This window comes from Ruegeria sp., from assembly GCF_040830605.1.
Classification (GTDB): Bacteria; Pseudomonadota; Alphaproteobacteria; order Rhodobacterales; family Rhodobacteraceae; genus Ruegeria.
In genome coordinates this window covers 570,036-589,021 of record NZ_JBFOMD010000004.1, presented here as the reverse complement: position 1 = coordinate 589,021, position 18,986 = coordinate 570,036, and the positions used below count along the sequence as shown (strand labels likewise).

General features: G+C 63.4%; 19 protein-coding genes. 11 read left to right on the top strand and 8 right to left on the bottom strand.

The genetic code is table 11. The annotated features are described in order from the left end of the window. The first annotated feature begins 12 nt into the window (after positions 1-12). The 6 genes from pta to AB3N21_RS09585 all read left to right on the top strand — a co-directional run bounded on the left by pta (position 13) and on the right by AB3N21_RS09585 (position 7,093). The gene (gene pta, locus AB3N21_RS09610; RefSeq protein WP_367935021.1) at positions 13-1,023 is read left to right on the top strand and encodes a phosphate acetyltransferase; all 1,011 of its coding nucleotides are present in this window, start codon (positions 13-15) and stop codon (positions 1,021-1,023) included. An 87-nt stretch (positions 1,024-1,110) separates the two neighbouring features. Next, positions 1,111-3,933, top strand: a complete 2,823-nt coding sequence (locus AB3N21_RS09605) for a molybdopterin oxidoreductase family protein (RefSeq protein ID WP_367935020.1) — start codon at positions 1,111-1,113, stop codon at positions 3,931-3,933. Positions 3,934-4,017: 84 nt separating this feature from the next. Further along, entirely contained in the window at positions 4,018-4,767 is a 750-nt protein-coding gene (locus AB3N21_RS09600; RefSeq protein WP_367935019.1) for a 4Fe-4S dicluster domain-containing protein, read from the top strand. Further along, entirely contained in the window at positions 4,767-5,639 is an 873-nt protein-coding gene (locus AB3N21_RS09595; RefSeq protein ID WP_367935018.1) for a dimethyl sulfoxide reductase anchor subunit family protein, read from the top strand. Before AB3N21_RS09600 ends, AB3N21_RS09595 begins: the two co-directional genes overlap by 1 nt. A gap of 105 nt (positions 5,640-5,744) precedes the next feature. Next, the gene (locus tag AB3N21_RS09590) at positions 5,745-6,212 is read left to right on the top strand and encodes a carboxymuconolactone decarboxylase family protein (RefSeq protein WP_367935017.1); all 468 of its coding nucleotides are present in this window, start codon (positions 5,745-5,747) and stop codon (positions 6,210-6,212) included. After that, positions 6,203-7,093, top strand: a complete 891-nt coding sequence (locus AB3N21_RS09585) for a sigma-70 family RNA polymerase sigma factor (protein ID WP_367935016.1) — start codon at positions 6,203-6,205, stop codon at positions 7,091-7,093. The genes AB3N21_RS09590 and AB3N21_RS09585 overlap by 10 nt, the downstream gene beginning before the upstream one ends. Before the next feature lie 53 nt (positions 7,094-7,146). On the opposite strand, the gene dapA is transcribed toward AB3N21_RS09585, so the two are convergent. After that, positions 7,147-8,019 carry a 4-hydroxy-tetrahydrodipicolinate synthase gene (dapA, locus tag AB3N21_RS09580; protein WP_367935015.1) on the bottom strand — a complete coding sequence of 291 codons (873 nt, stop codon included), beginning with the start codon at positions 8,017-8,019 and terminating at the stop codon, positions 7,147-7,149. A gap of 137 nt (positions 8,020-8,156) precedes the next feature. Between dapA and AB3N21_RS09575 the strand changes: the two genes are divergently transcribed. Continuing rightward, entirely contained in the window at positions 8,157-10,130 is a 1,974-nt protein-coding gene (locus tag AB3N21_RS09575) for a lytic transglycosylase domain-containing protein (protein ID WP_367935014.1), read from the top strand. Here AB3N21_RS09575 and AB3N21_RS09570 read toward each other — a convergent pair. After that, entirely contained in the window at positions 10,104-10,934 is an 831-nt protein-coding gene (locus AB3N21_RS09570; protein ID WP_367935077.1) for a DMT family transporter, read from the bottom strand. The two genes, AB3N21_RS09575 and AB3N21_RS09570, sit on opposite strands and share 27 nt — an antisense overlap. A gap of 35 nt (positions 10,935-10,969) precedes the next feature. Beyond that, positions 10,970-11,635 carry a tRNA (5-methylaminomethyl-2-thiouridine)(34)-methyltransferase MnmD gene (mnmD, locus tag AB3N21_RS09565; RefSeq protein WP_367935013.1) on the bottom strand — a complete coding sequence of 222 codons (666 nt, stop codon included), beginning with the start codon at positions 11,633-11,635 and terminating at the stop codon, positions 10,970-10,972. A 119-nt stretch (positions 11,636-11,754) separates the two neighbouring features. On the opposite strand from mnmD, the gene AB3N21_RS09560 reads away from it, so the two are divergent. Together AB3N21_RS09560 and AB3N21_RS09555 are read left to right on the top strand one after the other, a co-directional pair. Beyond that, positions 11,755-12,789, top strand: a complete 1,035-nt coding sequence (locus tag AB3N21_RS09560; protein ID WP_367935012.1) for an NAD(P)/FAD-dependent oxidoreductase — start codon at positions 11,755-11,757, stop codon at positions 12,787-12,789. Beyond that, positions 12,786-13,262, top strand: coding sequence for a GNAT family N-acetyltransferase (locus AB3N21_RS09555; RefSeq protein WP_367935011.1), 477 nt, complete (start codon positions 12,786-12,788; stop codon positions 13,260-13,262). The genes AB3N21_RS09560 and AB3N21_RS09555 overlap by 4 nt, the downstream gene beginning before the upstream one ends. Here AB3N21_RS09555 and AB3N21_RS09550 read toward each other — a convergent pair. Further along, positions 13,233-14,057: an acyl dehydratase gene (locus AB3N21_RS09550; protein WP_367935010.1), complete on the bottom strand. Its 825-nt coding sequence runs from the start codon at positions 14,055-14,057 to the stop codon at positions 13,233-13,235. The genes AB3N21_RS09555 and AB3N21_RS09550 overlap by 30 nt on opposite strands. Before the next feature lie 39 nt (positions 14,058-14,096). Between AB3N21_RS09550 and AB3N21_RS09545 the strand changes: the two genes are divergently transcribed. Continuing rightward, positions 14,097-14,513, top strand: coding sequence for a VOC family protein (locus tag AB3N21_RS09545; RefSeq protein ID WP_367935009.1), 417 nt, complete (start codon positions 14,097-14,099; stop codon positions 14,511-14,513). A 78-nt stretch (positions 14,514-14,591) separates the two neighbouring features. Here AB3N21_RS09545 and AB3N21_RS09540 read toward each other — a convergent pair whose 3' ends face one another. From AB3N21_RS09540 to AB3N21_RS09525, 4 genes are all read right to left on the bottom strand, one after another. Then, the gene (locus AB3N21_RS09540) at positions 14,592-15,134 is read right to left on the bottom strand and encodes an NADPH-dependent FMN reductase (protein WP_367935008.1); all 543 of its coding nucleotides are present in this window, start codon (positions 15,132-15,134) and stop codon (positions 14,592-14,594) included. A 158-nt stretch (positions 15,135-15,292) separates the two neighbouring features. Continuing rightward, complete coding sequence (locus tag AB3N21_RS09535) at positions 15,293-15,961, bottom strand: OmpA family protein (protein ID WP_367935007.1); 669 nt, start codon at positions 15,959-15,961, stop codon at positions 15,293-15,295. A 130-nt stretch (positions 15,962-16,091) separates the two neighbouring features. Further along, the gene (locus AB3N21_RS09530; protein WP_367935006.1) at positions 16,092-16,787 is read right to left on the bottom strand and encodes a helix-turn-helix transcriptional regulator; all 696 of its coding nucleotides are present in this window, start codon (positions 16,785-16,787) and stop codon (positions 16,092-16,094) included. A 283-nt stretch (positions 16,788-17,070) separates the two neighbouring features. Beyond that, positions 17,071-17,922 (bottom strand): bifunctional helix-turn-helix domain-containing protein/methylated-DNA--[protein]-cysteine S-methyltransferase, encoded by an 852-nt coding sequence (locus AB3N21_RS09525; protein WP_367935005.1) that lies wholly within the window; start codon positions 17,920-17,922, stop codon positions 17,071-17,073. Positions 17,923-18,045: 123 nt separating this feature from the next. On the opposite strand from AB3N21_RS09525, the gene AB3N21_RS09520 reads away from it, so the two are divergent. Next, positions 18,046-18,939, top strand: coding sequence for a serine hydrolase domain-containing protein (locus AB3N21_RS09520; protein ID WP_367935004.1), 894 nt, complete (start codon positions 18,046-18,048; stop codon positions 18,937-18,939). Positions 18,940-18,986: the final 47 nt, after the last annotated feature.

Below are 18,986 nucleotides of genomic sequence, written 5' to 3'. Positions count from 1 at the left end.
GGGCTGGGGCGCATGACCAAGACACCCATCGAGCTGTTGGCGGCAAGCGCCCTGGCCACCCGCCCTGTTGTTGCTCTAAGCGAAGGCAGCGATCCCCGCATCGTCGCGGGGGCGCTTGCCGCCCATGCGGCCAATCTGGCCGATGTCATTCTTGTCGGACCGCAGGCCGAGGTCGAGGCTGCGTTACAAGCCGAAGGCGCAAGCGCAGGCAATGGCGTTGCGATCCACGATCCCGCCACATCCGACCTGACCGAAGCCTTTGCCGCCGAATACCATTCCCTGCGCAAGCACAAAGGCGTGGGCGAGGCCGCCGCGCGCAAGGCCGCCGAGACGCCGCTGGTATATGCCGCGATGCTGGTGCGGCTGGGCCACGCCACCGGCACTGTCGGCGGCGCTATCCACACGACGGGCGACGTCGTCCGCACTGCGATTCAGGTGATCGGCATGACGCCCGATGCGGGCATGGTGTCGTCTTTCTTCCTGATGTACCCGCCCGAGGACGCTCGTGAAGGCGCGCGCGCGATGCTCTATTCCGATTGCGGGCTTGTGATCGACCCGAACCCGGCCGAGTTGACCTCGATTGCCGCCGCCTCGGCCAATTCCGCCCGCGCCCTGCTGCGCGAAGAGCCGAAGATCGCCATGCTGAGCTTCTCCACCAAGGGCAGCGCCAGCCACCCGGCGGTGGACAAGGTGACCGAGGCCACCGACACCCTGCGCAGCCAGCACCCCGGATTGGAAGTGGATGGCGAGTTACAGTTCGACGCGGCCTTCGTCCCGTCGGTCGGTGCGCGCAAGTCGCCGGGATCATCGGTGGCCGGACAGGCCAACGTGATGATCTTCCCCAATCTCGACGCGGGTAATATCGGCTACAAAATCACCCAGCGTCTGGGCGGATACGCCGCTATCGGCCCGGTGATGCAGGGGCTGGCCAAACCCGCCAACGACCTCTCGCGTGGCTGCACTGCCGAGGATGTGACGCAGATCATCGCCGTCACCATCCTGCAAGCCACCGGAACGGAATAACAAAACCGCCACTGTTTTCAGAAACAGTGTTCCCAATTCGGGCGAAAACCGACATCTTTTGCCCGGACCAACTGACAGGACCCGCCAATGACCCATCAGCAGCCGATCCTCAACACCTCGCCCAAGGTCTCGGACGAGATCCGGCGCACCACCTGCTACATGTGCGCCTGCCGCTGCGGGATCAACGTGCACATGAAGGACGGGAAAGTGGCCTATATCGAAGGCAACCGCGACCACCCGGTGAACAAGGGCGTTTTGTGCGCCAAGGGCTCGGCGGGGATCATGCAGGTCAACGCGCCGTCGCGACTAAAGGCGCCGATGATCCGCACCGGCCCGCGCGGCTCGGGCGAGTTCAAGGAGATCAGTTGGGACGAAGCACTGGCCATCGCCGTGGGCTGGATGGAACCGGTCCGCCACGAGGCGCCGGAGCAACTGGCATTCTTCACCGGCCGCGATCAGTCGCAGTCCTTCACCAGTTTCTGGGCACAAAGCTTCGGCACGCCGAACTATGCGGCTCACGGCGGGTTCTGCTCAGTCAACATGGCGACGGCCGGCATCTACACGATGGGCGGCGCGTTCTGGGAGTTCGGGCAGCCCGATTGGGACCACACCAAGCTGTTCATGCTGTTTGGCGTGGCCGAGGATCATGATAGCAACCCGATCAAGATGGGGCTTGGCAAGATCAAGAAGCGCGGCGCCAAAGTGATTGGGGTGAACCCGATCCGCTCGGGCTATAACGCCGTGGCCGATGAATGGGTAGGGATCACGCCCGGCACCGATGGCCTCTTCATCCTGTCGCTCATCCATGTGCTGATGAAAGCGGGCAAGATCGACCTGGATTATCTCAGCCGCTACACCAACGCACCGGTGCTGGTGAAGGCCGCCGAAGGCCCGGACAAGGGCCTGTTCCTGCGCGACGACGATGGCAAGCCGCTGGTGGTGGACCGGGTGACCGGAGAACTCACCGCCTTTGACAAGCCCGGCGTGCGGCCCGATCTCTCGGCCACCTACGAAAAGGACGGCGTCACTCACCGCCCGGTGTTCCACCTGATGGCCGAGCGCTATCTGGCCGACGAATACACGCCCGAAGCCATCGCCGAACAATGCGGCGTTCCAGCCAGCCGCATCCGCGCCATCGCAGGCGAACTGGCGCGCGTCGCCTTTGACGAGGCATTCGAGTTGGACCACGAATGGACCGACTTCCGCGGCGAAAAACACAGCAAGATGATCGGCCGTCCAGTCTCGATGCACTCGATGCGCGGTGTCTCGGCCCATGCCAACGGTTTCCAGACCTGCCGCGCGCTGCATGTGTTGCAGATCATCCTCGGCACCGTCGAGGTCCCCGGCGGCTTCCGCTTCAAACCGCCCTACCCCAAACCGGTCGAGGCACATCCGACCCCGCATTCGAAGTCCACGCCAGACACGCCGCTGGACGGCCCACACCTGGGCTTCGTCCGTGGCCCCGAACATCTGGCGCTGAAAGAGGATGGCAGCCCGGCCCGGATCGACAAGGCGTTCACCTGGGAAAACCCGATGAGCGCCCACGGCCTTATGCATATGGTGATCTCGAACGCCCATGCGGGCGATCCCTACAAGATCGACACCCTGTTCATGTATATGGCCAACATGTCCTGGAACTCATCCATGAACACCAAGGGCGTCATGGAGATGCTGACGGACAGGGATGAGAACGGCGACTACAAGATCCCGCACATCATCTATTCCGACGCCTATTCCTCTGAAATGGTGGCCTATGCCGACCTGATCCTGCCCGACACCACTTATCTGGAACGCCACGACTGCATCTCGCTGCTCGACCGCCCGATCTGCGAGGCGGACGCGGCGGCGGATGCGATCCGCTGGCCGGTGATCGAGCCCGACCGCAATGTGCGCGGCTTCCAGACGGTGCTGATCCAGCTCGCCAACCGGATGAAATTGCCGGGCTTCACCAACGAGGACCGCAGCCCGAAGTGGAAGGACTACGCCGACTACATCGTCAATCACGAGCGTAAACCGGGCATCGGCCCGCTGGCAGGTTTCCGTGGTGAGAACGGCGACAAGGAAGGCCGGGGCGAGGTGAACCCCGACCAGCTGAACCGCTATATTGAAAACGGCGGCTTCTACGTGGTCCATATCCCCGAAGGATCGGATTACTACAAACCGTGGAACAGCGCCTATCAGGACTGGGCCGTGGGCATGGGGATCTATGACAGTCCGCAACCTTATCTGTTCCAGCTTTACGTCGAGCCGATGCGCAAGTTCCAGCTGGCCGCCGAGGGCCATGGCGACCGCCAGCCTCCCGACCATCTGCGCGGACGCATCAAGGACGTGATGGACCCGCTGCCGATCTGGTACGAGACCGACCAGACCGGCAACGAGGGCTTTACCGTCAACGCCCTGACCCAGCGGCCGATGGCGATGTACCACTCCTGGGGCACCCAGAACGCCTGGCTGCGGCAGTTGCACGGGCGCAACCCGCTTTACGTGCCGACCAAGCTGATGCGCGAGCATGGGCTCAAGGATGGCGACTGGGCCAAGGTGACCTCACCGCATGGTGAGATCACGGTGCCAGTGATGGAGATGGCGGCGCTCAACGACAACACCATCTGGACCTGGAACGCCATCGGCAAACGCAAAGGCGCCTGGGCGCTGGAGGAGGACGCGCCCGAAGCCACCAAGGGCTTCCTGCTCAACCACCTGATCCACGAGTTGCTGCCGCCCAAGGGCGATGGCCTCCGCTGGGCCAACTCGGACCCGATCACCGGTCAGGCGGCGTGGTTCGACCTGAAGGTAAAGATCGAAAAGGCCGCCAACCCCGACGAGATGACCGAAAGTCAGCCCGCATTCGACCCGCTCGAATCCCCGGTCGGCACGGGCCCGAAGAACCTGGCGTGGAAGGTCGGCGAATGACCCCGCTTCTTCTGTTCAAAAATATCCCGGGGTCTGGGGCAGAGCCCCAGTCTGCGCTCACCACATTCGCGGAGGTCTGCTGACATGACCCAGCTCCCCACATCCACCGACCGCAGGATGGGTCTGGTCATCGACCTCGACACCTGCGTCGGCTGCCATGCCTGCGTGATCTCGTGCAAAGGCTGGAACACCGAAAACTACGGCGCGCCGCTGTCGGATCAGGACGCCTATGGCGGCAACCCGTCTGGCACCTTCCTGAACCGGGTACATTCCTACGAAGTACAGCCCGAGCAGGGCGCAGCACAGCTCATCCACTTCCCCAAGTCCTGCCTGCATTGCGAGGACGCGCCTTGCGTCACCGTCTGCCCCACCGGCGCCAGCTACAAGCGGGCCGAGGACGGCATCGTGCTGGTCAACGAAAGCGACTGCATCGGCTGCGGGCTTTGTGCATGGTCGTGCCCCTATGGCGCGCGCGAGTTGGATCAGGCCGAGGGTGTGATGAAGAAATGCACCCTCTGCGTCGACCGGATTTACAACGAGAACCTGCCCGAGGTAGACCGCATCCCCTCCTGCGTGCGCACCTGCCCGGCGGGCGCGCGGCATTTCGGCGATCTGGGCGATCCGGAAAGCGATGTCTCGAAACTGGTCGCCGAACGCGGCGGCATGGACCTGATGCCCGAAATGGGCACCAAACCCGTCAACAAATACCTGCCGCCCCGGCCCAAGGACAAGATCGAGGATCAGATCGACATCCTCGCCCCTCTGCTCGCACCCGTGGCCGATGAGCCCAAGGGCTTCATGGGCTGGCTCGATAAAGCACTGGAGAAACTGTAATGCATCCGGCGCCATCCGTTATCATCTTCACCACCCTGTCCGGCCTGGGCTTTGGCCTGCTGTTCTTTCTGGGCCTCGGTCTTCCGGCCGTGTCCGGCACGGTGGCCTTCATCTTCTTCGCCATCGCCTTCGGCCTGGCGGTTGCGGGTCTGCTGGCCTCGACCTTCCACCTTGGGCATCCCGAGCGCGCGTGGAAGGCCTTCACCCAGTGGAAGACCAGCTGGCTCAGCCGCGAAGGCTGGTGCGCGGTCATCGCGCTGGTGGTCATGGGGCTTTACGCCATCGGCGTAATCTTTCTGGACCAGCGCTGGGGCGTGTTGGGCGTGATCGGGTCGCTGGCCTCGCTGGCGACGGTCTTTACCACCTCAATGATCTATACCCAGCTCAAGACCATCCCGCGCTGGCACATGAAACTGACGCCGGCAATGTTTCTATCCTTCAGCCTCGCCGGCGGCGCATTGCTCGCCGGTCAGATGAGGCTCGCCCTGCCATTTCTGCTGATTACAGCGCTCGTGCAGATCCTCTATTGGCGGCAGGGCGACAAGGCGCTGGCGGCCTCGGGCACCGATCTTGGCACCGCCACGGGGCTGGGCAGTCGCGGAACCGTCCGCGCCTTTGAACCGCCGCATACTGGCACAAACTATCTGCTGCGCGAGTTCGTGCATGTCGTGGGCCGCAAGCACGCGGAAAAACTGCGCGTGATCGCCTTTGCGCTCGCTTTTGTTCTGCCGGTTATCCTGCTTGTGCTTCCGTTCAGCCATTTCTTCGCCTTGCTTGCCATTCTCTCGCATCTGGCAGGCGTGGCAACCTCGCGCTGGCTGTTCTTTGCACAGGCTGAACACGTGGTCGGTTTGTACTACGGAAAACGCTAACACTCACGGGGGCGTTCAACCGAGCGCCCTTTTTTCTAACTGCATGTCACAAAACCGCTGGCTGCGTCGTCCTGTTCCCGAAACCAGCAAAAAGGGAACAGAATCATGTCTCAGCGTCTCGATCACTTCACCATCGCCCCGGATCTCTTCAAACCACTGCTTGAGCAGGAAGAGCTGATCAAGGCAAGCGGGCTGGAGCATAGCCTTGTCGAGTTGGTGAAGCTGCGCGCCTCGCAGATCAACGGCTGCGCCTTCTGCATCCATATGCACACCCATGACGCCCGCGCCCATGGCGAAACCGAAGATCGCCTGCATCTGCTGAATGCATGGCGGGAGTCCTCGCTTTATTCGGAGCGCGAGCAGGCAGCGCTTTCCTGGACCGAAGCCTTGACCAGGATCGAAGCAACCGGCGCACCCGATGAGGATTACGACCGTGTTTCGCAACAATTCTCGCCCAAAGAGCAGGTCGCGCTTACCCTGCTGATCGCCGCCATCAATTCCTGGAATCGGATTGCCATCGGCTTTCGCTCTCCGCATCCTGTTGCGCAGGAGGTTGATGCCGCGTGGGCGTGAGTTCTCATCCCGACCAGACCGATACGTTTCTGGCAGTGCGACCGCGGCTTTTCGCCGTCGCCTACCGGATGCTGGGCACGGTTAGCGATGCCGAGGACATCCTGCAAGAGGCGTTTTTGCGCTGGCAATCCGCCCCTGTTTCGGAAATCCGCGACGCGACGGGTTATCTGGTGCGGATCACGACCCGGCTGTGTCTAGACCAGTTGAAATCCGCCCGCGCCCGGCGCGAAACATATCCCGGCGAATGGTTGCCCGAACCTCTGCTGACCGAGGAGTCGACGGAACGGCTGGACCATGACGTGTCCGTCGCGCTGCTGCTCGCGCTGGAACGGCTGACTCCGTTGGAGCGCGCCGCGTTCCTGCTCCACGACGTTTTTGACAGCTCATACGAAGAAGTGGCGGCCGCGCTGGGGCGCAGCATCGGAACCTGTCGGCAGCTTGCGGCACGGGCACGCAGAAATGTGCAACAGGCGCGGCCACGAGCACCGGTGCCCGCCGAGGAGGGTCAGGAAATCACGCTGGCTTTCTTTCACGCGGCCAAGACCGGCGATACCGGCTCTTTGGCCCGGCTTCTTTCAAAGGATGTGCGCCTCATATCCGATGGCGGCGGCAAGGTGATGGCTGCCCTGAACCCAATCAAAGGGCTGGATCGGGTCGTTCGGCTTTTGGAGGGGATCTCGCGGAAAACAGGAGCCGAGCCGCCTCGACAGTGGCGGCACTGCGTGCTGAACGGCCTGCCCGCAATCCTGAGCCGCGAACCAGACGGCATATTGCAGGCCACGTCCGTGGAAATCCGGGACGGTCTGATTACCCACATCTACGTGACGCGCAATCCGGACAAGACCGCACATCTGGTGCAGGCGCTGCCCTTGCCTGAATAGAGAAAGGCGACTTGCGCTACACAGGTCGCCTTAATGTTCCAAGCAAGCTCCGATCAGAGCAGACCGGCGTGCCCCATCGCCGCGTCAATCGCCGCCTTGGTGCCGTCTTCGAGCCCGGTCAGAGGCGAACGCACCTCTTCCGTGCAAAGCCCCAGCTTGCTGAGCGCATACTTCGCACCGACCAGCCCGGGCTCGATAAAGATCGCCTCGTGCAGCGGCATCAGGCGGTCCTGATACTCCAGCGCCTTGGCATAATCGCCCTCCAGCGTGGCCTGCTGGAATTCGGCGCACAGTTTCGGAGCGACGTTTGCCGTCACCGAGATACAGCCTACGCCGCCATGGGCGTTGAACCCGAGCGCCGAGGCGTCTTCGCCTGAGAGCTGGCAGAAATCGGAGCCACAGATGGCACGCTGCTGGCTGACGCGGGTGATGTCGCCGGTCGCGTCCTTGACACCGACGATGCGCGGCAGCTTAGCCAGTTCACCCATGGTTGCGGGGGTCATGTCCACCACCGAGCGACCCGGGATGTTGTAAATGATGATCGGAACATTGGCACAATCGTGCAGCGCGGTGAAATGAGCCACCATGCCCCGCTGGGTCGGCTTGTTGTAATAAGGCGTGACCACCAGAGCCGCATCGGCACCGACCTTCTCCGCGAATTGCACGAATCGGATCGCCTCGATTGTGTTATTCGACCCCGCACCCGCGATCACGGGAACTCGGCCTGCAGCGGCCTTGACCACCTCTTCGACCACGGTTTCATGCTCTTCATGGGTCAGGGTTGGACTTTCACCGGTGGTGCCCACGGGCACTAGACCGGTCGATCCCTCGCCGATTTGCCATTCCACCAGGTGTTTGAGCGTTTCCAGGTCCAACTCGCCGTTGCGGAACGGGGTGACGAGGGCTGGCATTGAGCCTTTGAACATGAAAAACGCTCCCTAGATATCAACGTGGACGGGCGAGGCCCGCAGGAAATGCGCGTTGGCGGGATTGTGTGTTGATCCCGACGGCGCACGGTTTATCGTGAAAGGCTCTAGCCTTGGTTTGTTGGGAAATGCAAGGGATGACGCGCGTTGTGAAGGTCGTTGTGTCCGCGATAATGTGCTGCATGGCCCTGATGGCGCCTGCACGCGCGGATGCTGTGGATGATTTGCGGCGAGCGCTCGCCGAAATGCGGGACGAGAACTGGAACGAGGCGCTGCGCATCGCCGGGCAGCGCGGCTCGGTGGCACGGGACGTCATCGTCTGGCACTGGCTGCGTAAGGGATTCGGTACATCGGGTGACGTTCTGGTGTTTCTCGACCGCCGCCCGGACTGGCCCGGACTGGAATGGCTGCGCCGCAAAAGCGAGCCGTCTTTTACCAACGCCGATCCCGACCGGGCGCTGAAATTCTACGCCGACAACCCGCCACAAACCGCCGAAGGTGCACTGAACCATGCGGTGGCCCTGCTGACCAAAGGGCAGCGCGGCGATGCCGAGGCGGATCTGGTCACCGCCTGGCGCACGATGGCGATGGGTGCCGGGCTGCAAAAGAACTATCTGGAGAACTTCTCGAAACTGCTGAAGCCGCATCACGAGGCGCGGCTGGACCGGATGCTGTGGGACGGCAATCTGATCAGCGCAAAGCAGATGCTGCCGCTGGTGAGCGACGGTCAGAAGAAGCTGGCGCAGGCGCGGATCGGGCTGCAGGAGCGCGTGCCGGGCGTGAACGCGCTGATCGACGCGATTCCGAAATCGCTGATGGACTCACCCGGGCTGGCCTATGATCGGTTCGTCTGGCGCGACCGGAAGGAACTGGACGACAGCGCCATCGACCTAATGCTGGAACGCTCGACCGGGCCCGAGGCGCTGGGTGAGCCGGACAAATGGTCCGAAGGGCGCCGCAGGCTCGCGCGGCTTGAGATGCGGAACGGCGACGCCAAGCGCGCATACCGGATCGCCTCCCGACATCACATGACGCCGGAAATGGGTTATGCCTATGCCGATCTGGAATGGCTTTCGGGCTTCCTCGCACTGCGCAGGCTGAACGACCCGGCCACCGCCGTGCGGCATTTCCGGCGCTTCGACGAGGCGGTGCAATCGCCGATCTCCAAAGGGCGCGGGGGCTATTGGCTGGGCCGCGCCTACGCGGCGTCGGGTGATGCAGAAAAGGCCTATGAGGCCTATGCGATGGGGGCCGATTATCAGACCTCGTTCTACGGCCTACTGGCGGCGGAACAGATCGGGCGGCCTTTCGACCCTGACATTGCCGAACCTCGCCGGGCGCCGCGCTGGCGCGAGGCGGCGTTCATGCAGTCGAGCGTGCTGGAGGCCGGAGTACTGCTGCTGCGCGCGGGCGAGCGTGATCTGGCCGAGCGCTTCCTGACCCATCTGGTCGAGGAACTGGACCAGATGCAGGCGGCACAGCTGGGCGACATGGCGCTGGAGTTGAATGAGCCGCATCTGGCGGTGATGATCGCCAAACGGGCGGCGCGTACTGGCGTGGTTCTGCCCGCCGCCTATTACCCGGTGCATCCGGTGGCCGATCTGCGCCTGCCCATGGCCAAGGAAATGACGCTGGCCATCGCGCGGCGTGAAAGCGAGTTCGATCCGGTGGTGATCAGCGGCGCGGGCGCGCGGGGTCTGATGCAAGTGATGCCCGCGACCGCCAAGCTGGTGGCGCGGGATCTCGGCATTCTCGGTGGTTTTCAGACCGGGCGGCTGACCTCGGACTGGAAATACAACGCCAAACTGGGCGCGAACTACCTCGCCGGGCTGGCCGCTGATTTCAACGGCAATATCGTGATGATGTCGGCGGGCTACAACGCCGGGCCCAGACGCCCGATATCTTGGATGGAACGCTTTGGCGATCCCCGCACCGGGCAGGTGGATATGATCGACTGGATCGAGCACATCCCGTTTTCCGAAACCCGCAACTATGTCATGCGTGTGGCCGAAAGCATGCCGGTCTACCGCGCTCGGCTGGGCAAACCGGCGCTGCCGGTGCCGTTCTCGCAGGAACTGGTGGGCTCAACCCTGCTGGCGTTCGCGCCATAGGGTGAAAAGTCCGGCGGCCACAATCAGCGCGGCCCCCGTCACCACGGCGGGGCGCAGCATCTCGCCGAAGATCGTGATGCCCAGAATCGCGCTCCACAGCAGGTGAAAATAGGCAAAGGGCTGTACGGCGCTGGCCTCGGCCATCTCGTAGCATTTGATCAGCAGCCAGTGCCCGGTCACACCCAGCAGGCTGAGCGCACCCATCCAGTACCAGTCCTGCCGGGCCATCGGCTCCCAGAACCAGATACCAACCACCGTCATGGCGACGGCCCCGGCGATCCCGGTCCAGAAAAAGCTGGTCGCCGCACTGTCGCGCCGCGCGGCGTAGCGGGTCAGCAGCGCGTAGAGCGCGAACATGAAAGCCGAGATCAGCGGGATGATGGCCCATGGATTGAACACGCCCATACCGGGCTGAAGGATGATCAACACACCGATGCAACCGACACCGATGGCGCTCCACCGACGCCAGCCGACCTGCTCGCCCAGTACCGGTCCGCTCAGCGCAGCGACCAGTAGCGGGTAACAGATGAACACCGCAAGGCTCTCGATCAGACCCAGCACGGTAAAACTATAGACGGCCACGCAGATCTCGGTCACCAGCAGCACGCCGCGAAAGACCTGCAACCGGATCTGGCTGGTTCGTGCGGCGGCCCCCAATCCGCCGTGTGCCCGCGCCGCAAGCGCCACCACGAAGGCGGCGAAGAACCAGTAGCGGATCATCACCACCATGTAGGTGTTGTAGGCGCCCGCCAGATGGCGCGAGATCCCGTCCTGCAGGGCAAACACGACGGTGGCGCCGATCATCAGGGCGATGCCCGCCGGAATGTTGTTCTTTTGCGTCACGCTTTGATGGCCCGCGTCATGTGTCTTTTGCGGCCAAAGCCGGGGGAGCGTGTGACGGTGAAACCGGCATCCTCCAACCCCCGGCGGACAAAGCCCGCTGCGGTATAGGTCGCAGCGGTGCCGGACGGTGCTGTGTGGTTTGCGACTTCGTGCAACAAATCCGCCCCCCAAAGCTCGGGGTTCTTGGCCGGAGAGAAACCGTCGAGAAACCAAGCATCCGCCTGTCCCGCCCAGGCGGGCAGGGTCTGACGCGCATCGCCCTCGATGACTTCAAGCCGCAGGGTGCCCAGATCGCAGGCCCCGCCCTGCCAGACGGCGAGAAACCGGTCGCGCCAGTCTGCCAGTTCGGGAAAAGCGGTCAGCGCGCGGGCCATGTCTGCGGGTGCCATGGGAAAAGCCTCGAAACTGATGAAATGTAGCGGCCCGGCCTGCCCCGATCGCTCCCATTCCGACCACGCGGTCAGCATGTTCAGCCCGGTGCCAAAGCCCAGTTCGGCAATCTGGAAGCCCGGCGTGAACCGCGCGGGCAGGTCGTTGCCCGCCAGAAACACGTGCCGTGTCTCTTCCAGCCCGTTCTGCAGCGAAAAGTACGGATCGTCGAAGCGCTCGGACACCGGCACCTTGTCTTCGGTCCATGTCAACTTGGCGCGCTGGTCTGCCATCGGGTAATCCTGTAGCTAGAACGCAATCCGAAAAATGAGAGCCGGTTTTCGGTGTAAGTTGCGCGTAATCTCGACAATCCGTAACGGCGCGACACTGAACAAGGAAAAGGGGATTGGCAATGGTCGATGTGACGGTGCGCGGAGCAGGTATATTCGGCTTGTCCATCGCCTGGACCTGCGCCCGGCGTGGCGCCAAGGTCAGCGTGGTCGATCCCTTTGGCCCCGGCACGGGCTCCAGCGGCGGGCTGGTCGGCGCGCTGGCGCCGCATGTGCCCGAGAACTGGAACGACAAGAAGGCGTTTCAGTTCGACAGCCTGATCATGGCCAATCCCTTCTGGGCGCAGGTCGAGGCCACGGGCGGCGTTTCGCCCGGCTATGCCCGCCTTGGCCGCCTGCAACCCATCGTCGACGACCGCGCGCTGGATCTGGCCCAGCAGCGCGAGGGCACGGCGGCTGAGCTGTGGCGAGGTCAGGCCGACTGGCGTGTGGTGCCGGTCGCCGATCTCGGCCCTTGGTGCCCGCCCAGCGCGACCGGTTACGTGATCCGCGACACGCTCAGTGCCCGTATGCACCCGCGCCGCGCCTGCGCCGCGCTGGTGGCGGCGCTGGGGGTGATGGGGGTGGAAGTTGAGGCCAAGGCCCCGGAAGCCGGGCAGGTCATCCACGCCACCGGTCTCGCTGGGCTCGAAGAACTCAGCCGCGCCATGGGCAAGACCGTGGGCAACGGGGTCAAGGGGCAGGCCGCACTGCTGCGCTTCGATGCCGGTGAGGTACCGCAGCTCTTTGCCGATGCGATCCACATCGTGCCGCACGGTGATGGCACGCTGGCCATCGGCTCGACGTCCGAGCGCGACTATGACGACCCATCCAGCACCGACGCAGCGCTGGACGACGTGATCGAGCGCGCCATGCGGGCGGTGCCGGTACTGCACGGCGCCGAGGTGATCGAGCGATGGGCCGGGGTCCGCCCCCGCGCTAAAAGCCGGGCGCCGATGTTGGGGGCGCACCCGCTATATCCCGGGCAATTCATCGCCAATGGCGGCTTCAAGATCGGATTTGGAATGGCCCCGAAAGTGGCCGAGGTGATGGCCGATCTGGTGCTCGAAGGCCGGGACAACATCCCTGACGTCTTCCGGCCCGAGGCTTCACTATGAGCGTTTCGGACGCGCCCCGCCGCATCCTTTCCAATGACCCAAACCTTGCCGGTGTTCTGTCCCTGATCCGCATGAATTTTACCTATATGGAGGGCCGGATCGACCCTCCTTCCTCCATGCTCCGCCTGACCATGGAAGCGGTGCGCCAGCAGGCCACCGAGGGCGAGATCTGGGCCATCGGAACCAAGCCCGACGCAGTGATCTTCCTGACCCCGCACCCCGGATGCCTCTATCTGGGCAAGCTGGCAGTGGCTGAAGCGCGGCGCGGATCCGGGCTGGCGCGGCAGCTGGTGGAACTGGCCGAGGCGCGAGCACAGGAGATGGGATTGGATGCGCTGGAACTGCAGACGCGGGTCGAGCTTGTGGAGAACCACGCCACCTTCGCCCGCATGGGTTTTGTCAAGACCGGGGAGACCGCACATCCCGGCTATGACCGGGCGACGTCAATCACTATGCGCAAGCGTTTGAGCTGAGGCGCGCGCCTGCATCACCTGCCGCCCATCCGGGCCGCGCACCCACAAATCCGGACCGTTCCGGCACAGGGTTGCGGTCTCGAAATGCATCAGCGGTGAGGAGGCGCGGAACGAGAATTCGGCCAGCGACCCCATCAGTTTCTCGGCCAGCAGCATCAGTTGTTGCGCCAGCAGCGGGCCATGCACAACTAGCCCGGAATAGCCCTCAACATCACGGGCATAGTCCAGATCGTAGTGGATGCGGTGCCCGTTGAAAGTCAGGGCCGAGTAACGAAACAGCAGGGTGGAATCGAACCGCACCTCACGCCGGTCGGTCTCATCTGTACGCGCCGTCGGGGGCACGGGGCGTGGCGCATCCGGTGCCGGGTCTTCGCGATAGACCAGATCCTGCCACTCGGTGAGACAAAGCGCACCCTCCTGCCAGATCTCGTGCCGCAGGGTGACAAACGCCAAAGGGCCGGTGCGCCCGGCCTTTGTGGCGGCACTTTCCAGAACTGAGCGTTTCTCGGCCGGAATACCGGCTCGCAGATCCTGTTCAAAACGCAACCGACCCCCGGCCCACATCCGGCGCGGCAGGCCCATATCGGGGATCAGGCCACCGCCGACCCGGGGATGACCGTCCCGGCCCAGCGTGTCGGGCGGGCGCGGCGTCCAGAAATAGAGCTGGTGAAAAAACGGTGGCAGCGGAGAGCCCGGTCCGATAGATGCCGACTGCCCCAGCGCCACCTCGAACGCGGCGGCGCGGGCCGGATCCATCACATCACTTTGACTTTCGGACACCACATCGTCTTTCATGCCGTCGACCCTAGGTAGACCTGCCAAAAAGGACAAGCCATGCCCGCCGTCTCGGCCCTCGACCATCTCGTTCTGACCGTTGCCGACCTTGATGCCACCATCGCCTTCTATTCCGACGTGCTGGGCATGCGCGCAGTCCAGTTTCACCCCGCCGACGGCTCGACCCGCTGGGCGCTGAGCTTTGGTGCGCAGAAGATCAATCTGCACCCGGCCAGCGCGCCATTTGCACCGATGGCCGCGCATCCCGCGCCGGGAACGGCGGACCTGTGTTTTCTGACCGAAACGCCGCTGCCAGACTGGCAGGCCCACCTGGCCACAAACGGCGTGACCATAGAAGAAGGGCCAGTGCCCCGCACGGGGGCAACCAGCCCGATCCTGTCGCTCTATCTGCGCGATCCCGACGGCAATCTGATCGAGATCGCCACCCGCGCCAACAGCACTTCGCAAAACGCCTGAGTCACCCAACGCCGCCTGAAATCAAAGATCTCAACGCGCTGGCTGATGCTGGTTGTGTCAGGTCTTTCGCGAAGTGAATCAACGTCCGATCTCGGCCCGCAGCTTCTCCATCAGTGTCTGCAATGTCTGGGCATAGCGGTCGCTGGTCAGGTGGCCATTTTCATCGAATGCGTTCGAGCTGTTGGCCAGATGCACCTCGGGGCCCTGCAGGATACACGGCTGGAACGGCACCATGAAACCGCGCAGCACCATCTGCGCCCGCTCGCCTCCGGCGCGGCCTGCCGCCGCCGACATCACCGCCACAGGCTTATTCGCCCACGGGCTGCCTGCGGTGCGGCTGACCCAGTCGAGCGCATTCTTCAAAACGCCCGAGGGACCCTTGTTGTATTCCGGGGTCGAGATGATCACCGCATCAGCCGCCGCGATCTGGTCTGCCAACGTTTGCACCGATGCAGGAATGCCATCCGCCGCTTCAAGATCCCCATCGTAAAGCGGCAGGTTCAGATCCGCCTCGGTAAACGAGCATGGCCCGAACAGCCGAGCCGCTTCACGCAGCAGCTTTCGGTTGGTGGCGTCGCGGCGCAGTGAACCGGACAGGCCAAGCAGGGTGTGATCAAACATTCTCGCCTCCGAAATACATCATTCCGACCATACCTAGCGGGTGGATGCGCCGAGCCAAACCCCTGACCGCGCGCAAGGCGTGTGGAATTCTGTATATCGTGTGAACCAAAAAAGGGGCCACATGGAGCGACCCCTCTTCATCGTCAGTTCTGGTGCGATTACGCGCTGCGCGGGATGATCACGATCTCGACCCGCCGGTTCTGCGCCTTGCCCGCCGGTGTCAGGTTCGAGGCGATCGGGTTGTTCTCGCCCTGACCGATGGTCGAGATCCGGCCGTAGGTCACGCCACCGGCCTGCAGGATATCGGCCACCGCGTTGGCGCGGCGCTCGGACAGGCCCTGATTGTACCCGGCATCGCCATCACTGTCGGTGTGGCCGATGATCTGTACGCTGGAGTCAGGATAGCGCAGCAAGTTCTGCGCCACTCTCTGCAGGTCGGCCCGCAGCGCCGGGCGAACCGTGTAGCTATCGGTGTCGAACGTGATGTCGTTGGGCACCGAGACCACCAGCCGATCGCCGGTATTGGTGATGGTGATGCCATCATTGGCCAGTTGCTGGCGCAGTTCGGCGGCCTGTCGGTCCAGCTGATTGCCTGCGATGCCGCCCGCCGCGGCACCGATGGCCGCGCCGGCCAGAGCACCCAGCCCCGGGTCGGAATCGTTGGCAATGGCGCCAACCCCGGCGCCGACAAGACCGCCCAGCAAGGCGCCCTGCCTTGTGTTCTGGTTCGGGTCGGTTTGCGTGCTGAGGGTCAGCGGATCGGTGCAGGCACTCAGAACCAGTACAGCGCTCAGACCACTTGCCAGCGCAAATTTCGAAATCGTCATGGATTCACCTTCTGCTCAGGGACCCGGTTGGTTCGGGTTTGTTTCATTCCTGTCCTGTATAGCACGGCGGATCAGAGCGGGCTCAAGCAACAATGCGGTGATATCGGCAATTCCCCGCCCAAAACTCAGCCTACTGAACCGTGGGCCCCCATTCCTCCCACCGGTCCTGCTCTTGCCAGATTTCGCGCAAGGTATTGCCCTGCCCAATAAAACGCATCTCAAGCGGTTCACAGCTCCAGATCCGATCAACCCGGAAATTCCGGAACGCTTGCCGCAATTCGCACCAGCCCGCCAGCATGGTGCATTCCAGGTGATAGATGAGCGCCACGGGGCGCACCACGCGGTCGGTCTCATTGTCGTCGCCGTCCCGATAAGTCAGCCGCAGCTTGCGCTCCTCCCGGATCGCCCCGCGCAGCAGCGAAACCGAGACGCAGCCCCGCATCGGGTCGTCAGCAGGCGCCCCCCATGGCGCGACCTGCAACCAGTCCGCGGGGTCGTGCAGGGCCTCGATCTTATGGCAAATCCGCTGGGCCGCCTGCTGCAACGCGCTGTCCCCGGTTCGGGCCAGCATCGACAGGCCTACGCGCAGTGCCTCGACCTCTTCGGCATCGAAATTGAGCGGCGGCAGGTCATAACCGCGCCGCATGACATAGCCGAGCCCAGCCTCGCCCTCGATCGGTGTTCGCATCGCTTGCAGGGCCGAGATGTCGCGGTAGATCGTGCGGACCGAAACCTCAAGCTGCTCGGCCAGCACCTCAGCCGTGACCGGACCATCAGCGGCGCGCAGAATCTGGATGATTTCGAACAGGCGGGTCGAACGACGCATGGGTGTCTCCGTCAAGCTGCTGACAGTCTAGCACACCCCCCTGACAACGGGATGTCAGGAGGGCTTGGCCATTATGAGACTGAGCAAAATAAACTGGAAGGAAGCCAAAGATGACCTTCTACGACAACCATGTCCTCATGACCCTGAAATTGGACCGTTGGTCCCAGGATCACTCTCTGCGCGCATACGAGATTGAACGTGAACTGGCGGCTCAGCGCGCACCTCAGCCGGTCAGACGCAGACGGAAGTTCTTGCTGGCTCCGTTCTGGCGGCGGAGTGTGGCCTAAGCCTCGGCCCGCGCTGCCTCATAGGCCAGCATCGCACGTTTGACGGGCAGGCCCCAGTGGTAACCGCCAAGCCCCCCGGATTTGCGCAGGGCGCGGTGGCAGGGGATCAGCCAACTGATCGGGTTGCGCCCGACGGCGGTGCCTACCGCGCGTACGGCTTGCGGGTTGCCGATGGTCTGCGCGATTTCGGAATAGGTGGTCACATGGCCCGAGGGGATGTGCAGCAGCGCCTCCCACACCTTGATCTGCAACGGCGCGCCGATGAGGTAGAGCGGGGTCGGCTCCAGCCGGTCGCTGGCGCTGCCAAGAGCGCTGAGAGCCCAGGGGCGCAGTCGCATCGGATCCTCGACAAACTCTGCCTTGGGCCAGCGCGACAGCAGGTCCTGCATCGCGGCCTCTTCACCGGTCTCCGCAGCAAAGCCGATACCACAGATACCCTTGTCCGTGCCCATCACGATGGCCGGGCCGAAGGGGCTTTCGAACCAGCCCCAGTAGATGCGCAGCCCCTCGCCCTTGCGGGCGTATTCGCCTGGGCTCATCGCCTCCCACCGAACAAACAGATCGTGCAGGCGGCCGGTTCCGGACAAACCGACACTATGCGCAGCTTCGAGCGTCGTAAATCGATCCTCAAGCAGCGCCTTGGCATGGCCCAGTGTCAGATATTGCTGGAATTTCTTGGGCGACACCCCGGCCCAGCGTGAAAACAGGCGTTGGAAATGCGCGGGGCTCATATTCATCTGCGCCGCGAGTTCCTCGAGCGATAGCGTCTTGTCGTTTTGATCGATCAGCTCGATCGCCCGGCGCATGACGCCGTAGTGATAGCCTTCCTCACCGGTTCGAATATTCATGACACACCTCTTTGCGATTTGAGGTCAGTCTACCCCCTGCCCCATCGGGCACGCGACCCGGAACTTGCGCAACCGCATTTCTTCCCGGATTACCCTGACCTATCCTGCCGCCAATCAAGGAACATGCACAGAGGTGACAGGGTGATTTCGGCGGCCATAGACCGGACGGGGACTGTTCTGCTGGACGAAGGCGGGCCAGCTCTGTTTCCTTGGTGGAGTTTCACCAAACCGGTGATTGCCGCGCTTGTGCTGAAAGCCAGTGAACGCGGCCTGTGCGATCTGGACGCTCCTTACGACGATCACCCCTTCACGCTGCGCCAACTGATGCAGCACCGCGCCGGGTTGCGGGACTATGGCCCGCTTCCGTCTTACGGCGCGGCTGTGGCGGCAGGTGAGGACCCCTGGCCGGTGGATCGGATATTGAGCGAAACCCGGTATCGGGATCTGGCTTATCCTCCGGGCGAGGGCTGGCTGTACTCCAACGTCGGGTACCTGCTGCTGCGCCAATTTCTAGAGCGGCTGCATGATGCGCCGCTGCGGGACATCATCGAAACGCAGGTTTGCACTCCTCTGGGCCTGTCGGCAAAGCTGGCTGAGACGCGAGCGGATTTCGACCGGCTCCTCTGGGACGCGAAGGGCTACCACCCCAGCTGGGTCTACCACGGCTGCCTGATGGGAACTGCGCTGGATGCGCTGGATTTGTTGCGGGCGCTGCTGCATGGCGATGTGCTTTTAGAGGCCAGCAAGACGCAGATGCAGGCCCTTGCGATGGACGGCCCGGCCATTCCCAGTCGGGTCTGGCGCAAAACGGGCTATGGGCTGGGTTTGATGATTGGCGAGGCCGATCCTGTCGGGCGCATTCTCGGGCACGCGGGTTGTGGCCCGTTCTCCGCCAATCTGGTGGCGCATTTCCCGGATGTACCGGGCGGGCCGTTTGTGGCTAGCTTCTGTCCGGGCGGGGATGAAACTCCGGCGGAATTTGCCGCCGTTGCTGTCGCAAAACGGCACATCTCCTAGGATTCGTAAGGCCCCTGCGCTTATTTTCAATTGCGGCCCGTTCCGCT